Consider the following 14,410-nt stretch of genomic DNA (forward strand, 5'->3'; position numbering starts at 1 on the left):
GCTCCCGGTTCTCGAGAAAAACGCGTTTAAAGGGAATTCAGGAAGGCCAACAGCGCGGCGCGCTGCTCGGCATTGAACGCTAATACCTGTCGCTGTGCAGCCTGCGCTTCACCACCGTGCCACAGCACGGCCTCGAGCAGGTTGCGGGCACGACCGTCATGCAGGAACTGGGTGTGGCCGTTGACGGTTTCGGTCAGGCCGATGCCCCACAGCGGCGGGGTGCGCCAGTCACGACCGCTAGCCTTGAACTCGCTGCGGTTGTCGGCCAGGCCTTCGCCCATGTCGTGCAACAGCAGGTCGGTGTAGGGGCGGATGACCTGGTTTGCCAGCTCCGGCTCGGCGGCATCGGCCGACGTGGTGTATTTCGGCGTGTGGCAGGACTGGCACCCAGCCTGGAAAAACAGGTTCTTGCCGGCCAGCACCTGGGGCGAATTCACGTCCCGACGCGCTGGCACGGCGAGGTTGCGGCTGTAGAACAGCACCAGCCGCAGGATGTTGTCGCTGACTTCCGGCTCGCCGTCAGGGCCGTTGCCATTGGAGGACCGCTTGCAGTCGACCTGGGCCGCCGTGCAATCGTCGGAGGTCAGCAGGCTCGTCGTCAGGCCCATATCACCGGAGAAGGCGTGGACGTTCTGTTGGTTGAGGTTGGGTTGCCCGGCCTTCCAGCCGAAACGTCCCAGCACGGTCTTTTGCTGCACGTCGTCCCAGACTTGATTGGGCCGCCCGGCAATGCCGTTGTGCGCCTTGGCCTGTGCCTCGGCGTTCGCCAGGATGGCCGCTTCGGGGATGGCTTCGAGCAACCCCAGGCCAATCATCGGCGGCGCGACGCGGGCGGAAAAACGCGTATCCGGGTGCATCGGACCGTAGGCCAGTTGGCTGATCTGCAGGCTCGGCTTGCGCAACGCCACCACGGTGCCGTCCTTGAAGCGCACCGGGACGGCGCTGTAGTCGACCCGCACCTTGCCTTCGGGGGCGACGCCGGGCACGGACATGTCTTGCAGTTGCCCGCCGTAGACGGGCTCCGGCACGATCCCCAGCCGCTCGATGACCTTGGCGTAGGGCGGTGCGTCGGGGATCGACAGGCGCACCAGCATTGAGGTCGCGCTGGCCGCGTCCGGCTCTGGAGCATGGCCGCGACCATCCTTGATGTGGCAGTTCTGGCAGGCGTTGGTGTTGAACAACGGCCCGAGGCCATCCCGCGCGGTGGTGGTCGACGGTGCGATCACCCAGGGGCTACGGAAAAAACTGTTGCCGACGCTGAAGTCCACGCGCCGTGAGGGCGGCAGGTTGGCCGAGGGCAGGGAAAAGGCGTTCTGGTCGCTCTTGCGTACGGTCGCGCTCCCGCCGGACTTGGCTTCACCGGGTTCGGCCTGGGTAAAGCGCGGGGCATCATCGCAGGCACTCAGGCCCAGGGCCATGAACAGTGCGCATAAACGAAGAGGCAGCGACGGCATTGGGAATCCTGGAGGACGAGTCGAACGAGGGCGCAAAGTCTAACAGGGCGGGGCGGTTTGAATAAGAGGAATTAGCGTTTCGTTTGAGGGGATTGCGCTTGAGTCACTGCGGTAAGGGGAAGCTGTGGGAGCAAAGCTAGCTCGCGAAACAGGCACCTTGATCTCTGAAAGAGCGCATCGACTTCATCGCGGGCAAGCCTTGCTCCCACAAATATGCTTAGCCACGGGTTTAGCGGCTTGCTTTGAAGTTATGGCTGGGCCACAGCTCCCGGCACCAACGGCAGATCCAGTGTTGCGATGAACCCGCCACCCGGGTGATTGCCCAGCACCAGCGCGCCGCCATGGCGTTCGGCGGCCCGGCGCGCGATGGCCAGGCCCAGGCCATGGCCGGCGGCGGTCTGGCCTGGCGCGCGGTAGAACGGTTCACCCAACTGGCCCAGGTGTTCGGCGTCTACGCCCGGCCCATGGTCGCGCACGCTCACCGTGATCCGTTCCCCCTGGCGTAGCGCTCGCACCTCGATGGGTTGTCCGGCCGGGTTGAAGCGCTGGGCGTTGCGCAGCAGGTTATCCACGGCCCGCTCGATCATGGTCGGCCAGCCCGTGAGATTCAGGTTCGGTTCCACCTCCAGCTGTACGCTTTGTTCCGGTGAGGCCAGTTGCGCGTCTTTTTGCAGGGTGACCAACAAAGCGTTGAGGTCCACTTCCTCGGCGCCGGCGTTGTCGGCATCGACCCGGGCCAATACCAGGATTTCACTGATCAAGGCTTCCAGGCGATCGCATTCGCGGGTCAGGCGCGGCCAGAGCTTTTCCCGCTCCTCGGGGCCGGCCCGCTCGGCCAAGGCCAGGGCGATGCGCAGCCGGGCCAGGGGCGAGCGCAGTTCGTGGGAAACGTCGCGCAGCAGTTGACGCTGGCTGGCGATCAAGCTTTGCAGGCGCGCACCCATGCGGTTGAAGTCGGTCGCCAGGACGCCGAATTCGTCTCGCCGGTTGGCCAGTTTGGCGAGGCTGTTCTGCTGATAGGTGGCCTGGCCCAGGTCATGCACCGCACCGCGCAGGCGACTCAGCGGGCGGGTGATGGACAATGTCACCAGCAGACTGAACAAGGTCAGTACCACCAGGGCGATCCCCAAGGCACTGAGAGGCCAGAGCAGGCTGTCGCGGTGCCAGGCGTCCAGTTCGGGATGGGGGATGCGGTAGATGAACAGGTACGTGTCGCCGGTCTTGGCGCTGGTGAATTCATCGGTCAGCCGTCGCCAGGGCAGGCGCCGATCGTCGTTGTTCTGCCGCGCCTCGAAGGCTGCGGCGCGATGGGGGAACGTGCCGCGCACCACCGGATCGCCGCTTTCGTTAAGCACCTGGACGTCGATGTGATACTGGTGCTTGCGCTGTTGCAGGATGTCCTGGGCGGCGTCTTCACCCTGGCTTTCGTAGGTTTGCGTCCATTCTTCGGCCAGGGTGTTGAGCCCCGGGTGGCGACTGAGAATCCAGGCATCCTGGTTCAGCATGTGGCCCAGCAGGATCGAGAGCCCTGCAACCAGGGCGATGGCCAGCCAGAAACTGGCCAGGACGCGCCAGAACAATGAACGCACGGTCAATCCTCGAAAACAAAGAAAGCCCAACGGCGATGGGCCGTTGGGCTGTGGACGCTTGCGCGCATTATTGCGCTTTTTGCGGCTGTTGCGCTTTCCAGGCCTTGAATTCAGCCCATTCGGCGCGACGTTCGGCCTGCTTCTTCTGGATCGCGTCGAACGCTTTCTGCTGTTCAGGCATGAGCAGGCTGCGAATCTGGGCATCGACTTTTTCGCGTCGGGCCTCAATTTCATCGTTCATGGCTTTCTGGTCGGCGGGGGACAGCTTGGCCAGGTATTTCTCTACCAACTCACGGCGTTCGTAACGTTGTTCGCCCATGATCCGACGGATCTGCTGGCGTTGTTCGTGGGTCAGGTCCAGTTGGCCATAGGGGCCTCTATCGTGATTGTGCATCTGGCCGCCGTGATGCGGGCCTTCCATCGGTCCCATGGGGCCGGCGCCTTCGGGCATGGCCATGGCGACGGTGGGCAGGGCTGCGGCGAACATCAAGGCGATTAGGGTCTTGCGCATGGGGGTGTCTCCTTATCTCATTCCCGGTCAGTTCCGGATGTGTGCAGATTACGGAGATCAAGGTCAGCGGCGGTCAGCGCTGGGTAAAGCTTGGGTAAAGAGCTTCTGGTGCAGACCTGACAAATCCGCAGGATCGAACACCAAAACCTTGCTCCCACAGAGCGGGGCGGTGCGACGTTTCGCTAAATCCCCACGCCACAAAAAGCCCCCGGCGCGAATTCAGAGACTGTAGTAATAGCCACGGCTGCGCAGCGCCACGATCCGTGGACGGCCGTCCGGGTGGGGGCCTATCTTCTTGCGCAGGTTGCTTACGTGCATGTCGAGGCTGCGGTCGTACAGGGTCAGTTTGCGTCCCAGGGCGATCTGCGCCAGTTCCTGCTTGTCCAGCGGCTCGCCTGGCTGCTTGAGCAACGCTTCGAGCAAGCGGCTTTCGGACACGGTGAGGGTCTGTTCTTTTTCATCGATGCTGACCACACCCCGTACCGGGCTGAAGGTCAGGTCGCCCAGCTCGATCTGGGTGGACACCGCCGTCGGATGGCTGCGGCGCAACACGGCGCGCAGGCGGGCGGTCAGTTCCCGCGGGTCGCAGGGCTTGGCCAGGTAATCGTCGGCACCCAGCTCCAGGCCGAGGATGCGATCCAGGGGTTCGCCACGGGCCGACAGCATCAGCACCGGCAGCTCGGGATGATCGTTGCGCAATTGCTTGAGCAGTTCCAGGCCGCTGCCGTCGGGCAGCATCACATCCAGTACCACCGCCGCCGGGGCGGTTTCGGCCAGTGCCTGGCGGGCGCCCTGGCCATCGTGGCAGGCACGGACCTGGAAGCCTTCCTGGCCCAGCCAACTGCCGAGGAGCTCACACAGCTCCTGGTCATCATCAATCAGTAACAGCTCGCTCATGACTCACTCAATTTAGCCATTGCCGACGTTGTCTACGTCCACCGCTGGCAAAGATACCGCAGAGCAGCGCCAATAGCGCTACCCCGGCGCCAATGACGAACCATTGCTGTTGCTCGGTCAGCAGGTGTGGCAAGGAGCTTGACTGGGCTTCCTTGAGTTGCAGCTTCAAGCGCTGGTTTTCCTGGCGCAACCGGGCCAGCACGGCGCTTTCGCGTTCGCTGTCGGCGTTTTGCAGCTGTTTGCCCAGCTCTTCGCGCTGGCGCTCGCTGTCCTTCAAGCGTTGCTGCAGTTCGGCGATCTGGCTGCCGGCGCTCAGGGACAAGGGGGTCGAATGACCGCCCTCGGTGCTTTCCTCGCCATGGGCGGGAGCCCCGATCGTCAACGTGACCAATAACAGGCACAACGGACCTTTGCGCATTGCAACTCCTGAATTCCAATCGAGATTGGACAGGTTGTCGGCAGGCAAACGAGATAAATTAGCAATTGAATGCGATGAGCCTTGGCGGCTCATCGCACAGCAGGATTTATGGCAGGACTTGCTTGAACGGCTTGACCACGACATTGGCGTAGACGCCGGCCGTCACGAACGGATCGGCCTCGGCCCAGGCCTGTGCGGTAACCAGGGAATCGAACTCGGCGACGATCAGGCTGCCGGAAAAACCCGCGGCGCCCGGGTCGTTACTGTCCACCGCCGGGTGCGGGCCGGCCAGCACGACGCGGCCTTCGGCCTTGAGCTGTTGCAGCCGCTCCAGGTGCTCGGGGCGCGCGGCCAGGCGTTTTTCCAGGGAGTTGGCGACGTCGGTGGCAATGATTGCGTAGAGCATGTCAGTCCTCGGTTTTGGGCGTAGTAGGGTCGGCATCGTGCAGATGACGGGACAGGTAGATGCCCTGGCCAATCAGGAACAACAGCGTCATGCCCAGGCTGCCGAAGACCTTGAAGTCGACCCAGTACTCCTGGAACGTGAACGCGACGAACAGGTTGGCGGCGCCGCAGAACAGGAAGAACGCGATCCAGGCGATGTTCAGCCGGGTCCAGATCAGGTCCGGCAGGCTGATGGCATGGCCCATGATGCGCTTGATCAGCAGTCGATCACCGATGAAATGGCTGCCGATGAACGCCAGGGCGAACAGCCAGTTGACCACCGGCGCTTTCCATTTGAGGAAGGTTTCGCTGTGGAAGGCCAGGGTCAGGCTGCCGAACACGAGGCAGGCGACCAGGGTCAGCCACTGGCTTTTTTCCAGTTTGCGCTGGGACAGGTACAACGCGCCGTAGACCACCAGGGAACTGATGATCAGCACCGCCGTGGCGCTGTAGATACCGCCTACAGTCAAGGAGTGGCCAGCAATGTCGACGGTGCGCGGGTCAAGTTTGTAGGCGATGAAAAACAGCAGCAGCGGGATGAAGTCGATGAATTGTTTCACAGTGGCAGCCAGAAGCAGGATGTGGCGGCATAATAACAAACATCCTTGGCCGCGATAGGGCCAGCCGATTTGAGGTAACGAACTCTCGTGAATGTCGATTTGCATTGCCATAGCACGGCCTCCGATGGCGCCCTGGCGCCTGCGGTTCTGGTGGCGCGGGCGTTCGAGCACGGCGTGCGAGTCCTGGCCCTGACCGATCACGACACCCTCGAAGGCCTCGACGAGGCCCGCAACGCCGCCACGGCGCTGGGCATGCAACTGGTCAACGGCGTCGAGTTGTCCTGCACCTGGGGCGGCGCGACCATTCACGTGCTGGGTTATGGCTTCGATGTCGAGGCCGAGCCCTTGGTCCAGGCCATTGCGGCGTTGCATGATGGTCGCTGGCTGCGCGCCGAAGAGATCAGCCGCAAACTCGCCCTCAAGGGCATGCCCGACGCGCTGGAGGGCGCCCTGCAGATCCAGCAGGAACTGGGCGACAGTGGCAATGCCCCGGCCCGGCCGCATTTCGCCGACTGGATGGTTCGCGAAGGGTTCGTCAAGGACCGTGCCGAAGCGTTTCGCAAGTGGCTGGGGGCGGGCAAGCTCGGCGACGTCAAACAGCATTGGCCGACCCTGGAGGAAACGGTCCAGACCCTGCGCGCGGCCGGGGCCTGGGTCAGCCTGGCGCATCCATGGCATTATGATTTCACCCGCAGCAAGCGTCGTCGCCTGGTGGCCGACTATATTCAAGCAGGCGGGCATGCCATTGAAGTGGTTAACGGCCATCAACCGGCCGAGCAGGTCGGCAGCCTGGCGATCCTGGCCCGCGAATTCGGCCTGCTGGTGACTGCCGGCAGTGATTTCCATGGCCCTGGAGGCTGGTCCGAAATTGGCGAGTACCGCCCGTTGCCGGACGATCTGCCACCACTATGGTGTAGATTCAAACATGATCCCGTTACCGCCGCCGTCTGAACAGGTAGAACACGTGAGTCAATTTTTCCAGATTCATCCGGAAAACCCGCAAGCGCGCCTGATCAAACAGGCCGTGGAAATCATCCGTGGCGGCGGTGTGGTGGTCTATCCCACCGACTCGTCCTACGCCATCGGTTGCCAGATCGGCGACAAGAACGCCGTGGAGCGGGTCAGACGCCTGCGTCAGCTGGACGACAAGCACAACTTTGCGCTGATCTGCAGCGACCTGTCGCAACTGGGGCTGTTCGCCAAGATCGACACCGGCACTTTCCGTCTGCTCAAGGCCCATTTGCCGGGGCCGTATACCTTTATTCTCAATGCCACCCGGGAAGTCCCGCGGTTGCTGCTGCATCCCAAGAAACGCACCATCGGCCTGCGGGTGCCGAGCCACCCCATTGCCCTCGCGTTGCTGGCCGAGTTGGGTGAGCCCTTGATGAGCGTGACGCTGATCATGCCTGGCGAGAGCGAACCGTTGACCGACCCCTACGAGATCCGCCAGTTGCTCGAACATCAGGTCGACCTGATCATCGACGGTGGTTTTGGCGGCATGAAGGCCTCCACCGTCATCAACCTGGCCGACGGCGAACCGCAAGTGGTGCGGGTCGGCTGCGGCGATCCGACGCCGTTCATGGTCGAGGCCTGAATGTCGGCGGTGGAAAACGTGGAACAAGACATCGACAGCCAGGCTGGCGCCCAGCAAGAGCTGCCGTTCGCCATGGTCTACGGCCAGGCGGTCATGGAAATGCCCCTGGACCTGTACATTCCGCCGGATGCGCTGGAAGTCTTCCTGGAAGCGTTCGAGGGGCCGCTCGACCTGCTGCTTTACCTGATCCGCAAACAGAACATCAACATCCTCGACATCCCCGTGGCGGAGATTACCCGTCAGTACATGGGTTATGTCGAACTGATGCAGTCGGTGCGCCTTGAGCTGGCCGCCGAGTACCTGGTGATGGCGGCCATGCTCGCCGAGATCAAGTCGCGGATGCTGCTGCCGCGCTCGGCGGAGGTCGAGCAGGAAGAGGAGGACCCGCGGGCCGAGCTGATCCGCCGCTTGCAGGAGTACGAGCGCTTCAAGGCCGCGGCCGAAGGGATCGACGGCTTGAGCCGGGTCGGCCGTGAGGTGGTGGTGCCCAAGCTCGATGCACCCGAGGCTCGGGCGCGCAAGTTATTGCCGGATGTGAGCCTGGAAGAGTTGTTGATGTCCATGGCCGAGGTCCTGCGCCGGGGCGATATGTTTGAAAGTCACCAGGTCAGTCGCGAAGCGTTGTCCACTCGCGAACGCATGAGCGACGTGCTGGAGCGGCTCAAGGGCGGTGGTTTTGTACCGTTCGTCGAGTTGTTCACTGCCGAGGAAGGGCGCTTGGGCGTGGTCGTGACGTTTATGGCGATCCTGGAATTGGTCAAGGAATCCTTGGTCGAGCTGGTGCAGAATGAGCCGTTCGCAGCGATCCACGTGCGAGCACGAGCCGAATAACGAGCAAATCAATGAATCTGACTGAACCCCGCGAGCTGGCGCCCTTGCTTGAAGCTTTCCTGTTGGCCTCTGGAAAGCCGCAGTCGATGGAGCGGCTGTTTGAACTCTTCGAAGAAGGCGAGCGGCCCGAGCCGGCCGTGTTCAAGAAAGCCTTGGCGCTGTTGGGCAAGTCTTGCGAGGGGCGGGCTTTTGAGCTCAAGGAAGTGGCGTCCGGGTATCGCCTGCAGATCCGCGAGAAGTTCGTCCCTTGGGTCGGGCGTCTCTGGGAGGAGCGGCCCCAGCGTTATTCCCGCGCCTTGCTGGAAACCATGGCACTGATTGCCTACCGCCAGCCGATCACCCGGGGCGAAATCGAGGACGTACGGGGCGTGGCGGTCAACAGCAACATCGTCAAGACGCTGCTGGAGCGCGAGTGGATCCGTGTCGTCGGCTACCGCGACGTACCCGGCAAACCCGCGATGTTCGCCACCACCAAGGCGTTCCTCGATCACTTCAACCTCAAGAACCTCGATGACCTGCCGCCGCTGGCCGAGCTGCGCGAGCTGGAGCCCGAGCCGATGCTGGAGTTCGACGACGCACCGGTGCCCCCAGGCTTGCAGGAGCTGGCCGACGCCAGTGCCGAACCGGAGGAGCCCAAGGAGGAAACCAGTTTCCACTCGCTGTTGCTGGAACTGGACAGCATGGAGGAGGGGCTCAAGACCGATTTCGACGATTTGCTGCGGGAAGGGGCGGAGCCGATCGGCGAGCCGTCCGAGGCTGAGGTTGAACCGACGGCCGAGGTCGAACCCGAAGAAGACATCCTTGGCGTGGCCGAAGCCCGGGAAAAGCTCCTGGCCGCCGTCGCGGCCCTGGAACCGCCGCAACCCGAGTCTGAACTCAGTGACGAAGAAGCCGAGGCCCGGGCGTTGGCCGAAGCGATCGAGAATGAACGCCGCCAGTGGGAGGATTGATCCCACAGGCCGCTCATCCCCCTTGTGGGAGCGATGCAATGCCACCGGTCGGCGGAAAACCCGCTGAGCGTTCATCGATCAACTAGTCTCTGATGCGCGTTCGCCTCAATGAGCGTATGATTCGCGACCCTTTGGCGAGCCCTCGTCAAAACCGTTTTCAAATGGGTCAGGCCAGGCCTGATCCGATCACACCGGGAGGTGCCCAGCAATGAAAGACCAAGACCAGAATGACAGCCAGTCAATCGGACCCGCCGGCGAGAAACTGCAAAAAGTCCTCGCCCGTATCGGCGTCGGTTCGCGCCGTGACGTAGAAGCCTGGATCACCCAGGGCCGCATCAAGGTCAACGGCAAAGACGCCACCTTGGGCCTGCGCGTCGACATGCACGACGCTATCACCATCGATGGCAAGGTGATCAAGCGTGAAGAGGCCGCCGAAACGGTGCGCCGCGTGATCATGTACAACAAGCCCGATGGCGAGATCTGCACCCGCGACGACCCGGAAGGCCGTCCGACCGTGTTCGACAAGATGCCGCGTCCGAAAGAAGGTCGGTGGATCAATATCGGGCGCCTGGACATCAACACCACGGGCCTTTTGATGTTCACCACCGACGGTGAGCTGGCCAACCGTTTGATGCACCCGTCCTACGAGATGGACCGCGAATACGCCGTGCGTGTGCGCGGTGAAGTCGACGACGAGATGATCGAGCGGCTCAAAGCCGGGGTTGTGCTGGAAGACGGCCCGGCGCGTTTCACCGACATCAAGCAGGCGCCGGGTGGGGAAGGGTTCAACCACTGGTACCACTGCGTGGTGATGGAAGGCCGTAACCGCGAAGTGCGTCGCCTGTGGGAATCCCAGGGGTTGGTGGTCAGCCGCCTGAAGCGCGTGCGTTTCGGCCCGGTGTTCCTCAATTCCGACTTGCCGATGGGCCGCTGGCGCGAAATGAGCCAGCAGGAAGTGGACATCCTGGCAGCCGAGGTCGGCCTCACGCCGGTGGCGATGCCGCAGATGACCGCCAAGAGCAAGGACAAGCTGGAGCGGATGCAGCGTAGATCCTCGCGTCCGATGGCCAAGGCCGAGCGCGTGCGCACACTGCGTCCACCGGTTGACGGTGCCGCAACCGCTCCGCGGCCTTCGCGCGAGCCGCAGATCGAAGGCGAACGCCCGGCCCGCAAGCCAGCACCTCGCCAGGACGGCGAACGCGGCCCACGCACACCGCGTCCGGCCAACGGCCGTACGGAACGTGGCGAAGGTCGTGGCGCTCCGGCGGGTCGTGGTACGCCAGTTGCCGAACGGCCTGCCGACGTGAAGCGCCCGGCCAAGCCGACGTCGAAGCGTCCGGGCATCGCCCTGGTCGATCGTGATGCCCCGTCGGGCAAGCGCCGTGGCGCTCCGGCAGGTTCGGGGCAGCGCCCGGGGTTTGGGCGTCGTAAGCCGGAGTGATCGGCATCTCCCAATGAAAAACGCCAACTTTCGGGTTGGCGTTTTTTTTTTGAGATGCGCTGGCGCAGCCGGCTTGGCTCGCGACAGTGGTGGGGTCGTCATCCGTGGTGAGCTGGCAAACGGTATTCAGCCGCATAAAAAAAGGTGCGACCCGCAAGGGCCGCACCTTTTCCATAGTCGCTGGAATCAGCCGCCAATGGCCTTGGACGCCAGCCAGAACAGGCCCGCCGACAGTGCCACGGTCGCTGGCAGGGTCAGTACCCAGGCCAGCAGGATGTTGCGCACGGTGCCGCCTTGCAGGCCGCTCTTGTTCGCCACCATGGTACCGGCCACGCCCGAGGACAGCACATGGGTCGTGGACACCGGCAGGCTGAAGATGTTCGCCAGGCCGATCATGCACGCGGTGGTGATCTGCGCCGACATGCCTTGGGCGTAGGTCATGCCTTGTTTGCCGATTTTCTCACCGATGGTCAGCACCACACGTTTCCAGCCGATCATGGTGCCCAGGCCCAGCGCCAGGGCCACCGCCAGGATCACCCAGAACGGGGCGTATTCGGTGGTGCCGGTCAGGTCCTTGCGCAGCTTGTTCAAGTCGTCTTTTTCGCGTGCAGCCAACTCAGGCAGCTTGCCGACTTTCTTCGCTGTATCGTCCAGGCAGAGCAGGTAGCGGCGCACTTCGATACGGCTTTCCGACGGCAGCGAATGATAATCCGCCACGCCCTTGAGGGTATCGAGCAGGGCATTGATGGTCGGTTCGGTCTGCTGCGGGTTGCAGCGGAACTTCTCCGGCAGATCGCCCGGCACGCTTTTGCCCAGCGCCAGGTATTCACCCAGGGATTCGCTGTTGCGTTTGTAGAACTGGCTCAGGTGCAGGGTCGCGTCGCGGGTCCGTTCGATCTGGTAGGTGGTGCTGCTCAGGTCGAGTACGAACTGCGACGGCACGATCCCGATCAGCACCAGCATGATCAGGCCGATACCTTTCTGGCCGTCATTGGAGCCGTGGACGAAACTCACGCCCATGGCCGAGATCACCAGCACCAGGCGGTTCCAGAACGGTGGGTGTTTCTTGTCGTCGACCTTGCGACGCTGTTCCGGCGTCTTGTGCATCTTGGAGATCGGGCGCCACCACTTCAGGCCGATCAACACCAGGGCGGCGACGAGGAAACCGGCCATCGGCGAGAACACCAGGGAGGCGCCGATGTCGATCGCCTTCTGCCAGTTCACCCCGTCGGCCAACGGAATATCGTTGATCAAGGCGTTGGCCAGGCCCACGCCGAGGATCGAGCCGATCAGGGTATGGGAGCTGGACGCCGGGATACCGAAGTACCAGGTGCCCAGGTTCCAGGTGATGGCCGCTGCGAGCAGCGAAAACACCATGGCCAGCCCGTGTCCGGTGTTCACGTTGATCAGCAGTTCCACAGGCAACAGATGGACGATGGCGTACGCCACGCCCACGCCGCCCAGCAGCACGCCAAGGAAGTTGAACACGCCGGAGAAGAACACCGCCAGGTGCGGCGGCATGGCTTTGGTGTAGATAACAGTGGCAACCGCGTTAGCGGTGTCATGAAAGCCGTTGATGAACTCGAAGGCGAGGACAAAAGCCAGGGCGAGCAAGAGGCTCACAAGCACCCAAGCATCCAGTCCGCTGAATAAATCGATCATGAAGGTTTTCTGACCCGGTCATAAGGGGGCGCGATTATGCCAGAAAACCTTGGAAATCGATGCATTGCCTGCTCATCGGTAACATTCTTCAACGAAATAATTTGTAGGAAACCCGTCCGGCGAGGGTTGTCGACAGGTGGCATAACCCATTGATTCCGGGCTGGAAAGCCCGACAGGCAAGGGGCGCCAGGAAAAGAGAAAGGGATTCAACGGCTGTGTGAAATGTCTGAAAAGAAAGTCAGCCAGAGGCATTCCTCGACCGACCGGCGAGCCAGGAGGGCAGCCCGCTCATGGCGGGCATCCAATACCGGTGTCCGGCCTGGGTGTCGGCCGGATACCGCAATAACAAGAACCTCGGGGCTTGGGCGTCACGGCTCCTCGGCCCGGAGTTCTTTTTCCATTTTCTGAAGTTCTTGGGTGAAAGCCTGATCCTGGACAGTGGCACGTTTGCGCCAGGGTTTGCGTTCAGGTTCAGGTTGGGCGGCATAAGTGGTGACCTCACCGCCGTAAACTTCCTTGTAACGTTGTTCCTGGCGCTCAAGTTCCGCGCGCAGTTCTTCTTTCGTCACAGTTTTACCTAACAAATTGAAGTTGAATCTGGTGATACGCACTGCATGCGGGCATGCAGACGGCCACGGCACCAGAGCTGACAGCTGACGTAGCATCAGGGCTTCGTGTTGTTGCCGATACAGGGAAAGCAGCCATGAAGGCGCTTCGGGCACCTGTTGCCGGCACCGAGGTATAAACCACAGTGCCTGCCGGACGGCGCGGTCGAATGGCCGCAGCGTCACTGGGTTGCATTATAGCGGTCCGGCCGGATAACACTATCGGGAAGTTTAAAGTGTCAGTTGTTGTGTGCATCAATATTTGTATATGCAACTTGTGACCCTTGGGTCAGGTCGTTTTCCAAATGTGTCGCTATCCTGACGTCATTCATTGTGACAAGTTCAACATGATGTACACCTGGGTTGAAATTAGCCGCCGGGGTTGTTTCTCGAACTTTATCGAACGCTTGTGGCGGATCAGCGATGGGTCAAGGGTGTGTATTTGCGATTATCGCGCGCCGGTTCGATAATCGAACGCTCTTGGCAGGCCAATCCTTGTTCTCTAAAGGCGTGGCGCTTGTAATAGCCCTCACTTCCGAGGAAGGATCAGTCAATGAACGACCAACTGCGCAATGCCTTCACATCAGTGGCACCACCGATTGTCGCTTCGCCAGCCAAGCGGATCCAGGCACTGACCGGCGATCCGGATTTCATGACTTCCCTGGCGCGAGGCCTGGCGGTGGTCCAGGCGTTCCAGGAGCGTAAGCGGCACCTGACCATTGCGCAGATCAGCCATCGCACGGAAATCCCGCGCGCCGCTGTCAGACGTTGCCTGCATACCTTGATCAAGTTGGGCTACGCCACCACGGACGGACGGACCTATTCGTTGTTGCCCAAGGTGCTGACCCTCGGCCATGCCTATTTGTCGTCCACGCCCCTGGCCGTCTCTGCCCAACCCTATCTGGACCGCATGAGCGAGCAACTGCACGAAGCCTGCAACATGGCGACGCTCGAAGGCGACGACATCCTCTACATTGCCCGGTCGGCTACGACCCAGCGCCTGATTTCCGTGGATTTGTCCGTCGGTGGGCGCCTGCCGGCCTATTGCACTTCCATGGGCCGGATTCTCCTGGCGGCCCTGGACGATGCGTCGCTGCGCGACTACCTGGACCACGCCGACCTGCAGGCCAAGACCAGTCGGACCCTGCACACCCCTGAAGCGTTACTCGAATGCCTGCAAGAAGTGCGCAAGCAAGGCTGGTGCATCGTCGACCAGGAACTGGAGCAGGGCCTGCGTTCGATCGCCGTGCCGGTGTACGACGCTTCCGGCCAGGTGGTGGCGGCCTTGAATGTCAGTACCCATGCCGGACGGGTCAGTCGCAACGAGCTGGAACAGCGCTTCCTGCCGGGCCTGCTGGGGGCCAGCCGGGATTTGAGTGCGCAGCTGTTCACTTAAGCCGTTCGATAACCGCACAGAGTCGCCCCCGGCGAATTGACGGTATTTACCCGGCCTC

At 62.2% G+C, this 14,410-nt stretch carries 15 protein-coding genes; 6 read left to right on the plus strand and 9 right to left on the minus strand.

All coding sequences use genetic code 11. From position 1 onward, the window contains the following. Positions 1-26 precede the first annotated feature (26 nt). From N4Q37_RS08735 to N4Q37_RS08765, 7 genes are all read right to left on the minus strand, one after another. Positions 27-1,454: a di-heme oxidoreductase family protein gene (locus tag N4Q37_RS08735; protein WP_260956976.1), complete on the minus strand. Its 1,428-nt coding sequence runs from the start codon at positions 1,452-1,454 to the stop codon at positions 27-29. Between the two features lie 248 nt (positions 1,455-1,702). Further along, positions 1,703-3,043 carry a sensor histidine kinase gene (locus N4Q37_RS08740; RefSeq protein WP_260956979.1) on the minus strand — a complete coding sequence of 447 codons (1,341 nt, stop codon included), beginning with the start codon at positions 3,041-3,043 and terminating at the stop codon, positions 1,703-1,705. 67 nt (positions 3,044-3,110) lie between these two features. Further along, positions 3,111-3,554 (minus strand): Spy/CpxP family protein refolding chaperone, encoded by a 444-nt coding sequence (locus N4Q37_RS08745; RefSeq protein ID WP_260956981.1) that lies wholly within the window; start codon positions 3,552-3,554, stop codon positions 3,111-3,113. Between the two features lie 219 nt (positions 3,555-3,773). After that, positions 3,774-4,451 (minus strand): response regulator transcription factor, encoded by a 678-nt coding sequence (locus N4Q37_RS08750; protein ID WP_260956982.1) that lies wholly within the window; start codon positions 4,449-4,451, stop codon positions 3,774-3,776. Between the two features lie 7 nt (positions 4,452-4,458). Then, positions 4,459-4,869: a translation initiation factor 2 gene (locus N4Q37_RS08755; protein ID WP_260956984.1), complete on the minus strand. Its 411-nt coding sequence runs from the start codon at positions 4,867-4,869 to the stop codon at positions 4,459-4,461. 106 nt (positions 4,870-4,975) lie between these two features. Further along, positions 4,976-5,275 (minus strand): YciI family protein, encoded by a 300-nt coding sequence (locus N4Q37_RS08760; protein WP_260956986.1) that lies wholly within the window; start codon positions 5,273-5,275, stop codon positions 4,976-4,978. A 1-nt stretch (position 5,276) separates the two neighbouring features. Next, on the minus strand, positions 5,277-5,873 hold the full coding sequence (locus tag N4Q37_RS08765) for a septation protein A (RefSeq protein WP_260956988.1): 597 nt from the start codon (positions 5,871-5,873) through the stop codon (positions 5,277-5,279). 87 nt (positions 5,874-5,960) lie between these two features. Between N4Q37_RS08765 and N4Q37_RS08770 the strand changes: the two genes are divergently transcribed. The 5 genes from N4Q37_RS08770 to rluB all read left to right on the plus strand — a co-directional run bounded on the left by N4Q37_RS08770 (position 5,961) and on the right by rluB (position 10,689). After that, the gene (locus tag N4Q37_RS08770; protein ID WP_260956990.1) at positions 5,961-6,824 is read left to right on the plus strand and encodes a PHP domain-containing protein; all 864 of its coding nucleotides are present in this window, start codon (positions 5,961-5,963) and stop codon (positions 6,822-6,824) included. A gap of 13 nt (positions 6,825-6,837) precedes the next feature. Further along, positions 6,838-7,467, plus strand: coding sequence for an L-threonylcarbamoyladenylate synthase (locus tag N4Q37_RS08775; protein ID WP_260956992.1), 630 nt, complete (start codon positions 6,838-6,840; stop codon positions 7,465-7,467). Between the two features lie 132 nt (positions 7,468-7,599). Next, complete coding sequence (locus N4Q37_RS08780) at positions 7,600-8,298, plus strand: segregation and condensation protein A (protein WP_260957059.1); 699 nt, start codon at positions 7,600-7,602, stop codon at positions 8,296-8,298. An 11-nt stretch (positions 8,299-8,309) separates the two neighbouring features. Continuing rightward, a complete protein-coding gene (gene scpB / locus N4Q37_RS08785) occupies positions 8,310-9,248 on the plus strand; it encodes an SMC-Scp complex subunit ScpB (RefSeq protein ID WP_260956994.1) in 939 nt (312 codons plus the stop codon). A 208-nt stretch (positions 9,249-9,456) separates the two neighbouring features. Continuing rightward, on the plus strand, positions 9,457-10,689 hold the full coding sequence (gene rluB, locus N4Q37_RS08790) for a 23S rRNA pseudouridine(2605) synthase RluB (protein WP_260956996.1): 1,233 nt from the start codon (positions 9,457-9,459) through the stop codon (positions 10,687-10,689). A 186-nt stretch (positions 10,690-10,875) separates the two neighbouring features. Here rluB and N4Q37_RS08795 read toward each other — a convergent pair whose 3' ends face one another. Beyond that, positions 10,876-12,351 carry an inorganic phosphate transporter gene (locus tag N4Q37_RS08795; protein WP_260956997.1) on the minus strand — a complete coding sequence of 492 codons (1,476 nt, stop codon included), beginning with the start codon at positions 12,349-12,351 and terminating at the stop codon, positions 10,876-10,878. Between the two features lie 368 nt (positions 12,352-12,719). Next, positions 12,720-12,920, minus strand: coding sequence for a hypothetical protein (locus tag N4Q37_RS08800; protein WP_260957061.1), 201 nt, complete (start codon positions 12,918-12,920; stop codon positions 12,720-12,722). A 589-nt stretch (positions 12,921-13,509) separates the two neighbouring features. Here N4Q37_RS08800 and pcaR point away from each other — a divergent pair. Continuing rightward, positions 13,510-14,352, plus strand: coding sequence for a pca regulon transcriptional regulator PcaR (pcaR, locus tag N4Q37_RS08805; protein WP_260956999.1), 843 nt, complete (start codon positions 13,510-13,512; stop codon positions 14,350-14,352). The last annotated feature ends 58 nt before the right edge of the window (positions 14,353-14,410 follow it).

This window comes from Pseudomonas citri (assembly GCF_025336485.1).
Taxonomy (GTDB): Bacteria; Pseudomonadota; Gammaproteobacteria; order Pseudomonadales; family Pseudomonadaceae; genus Aquipseudomonas; species Aquipseudomonas citri.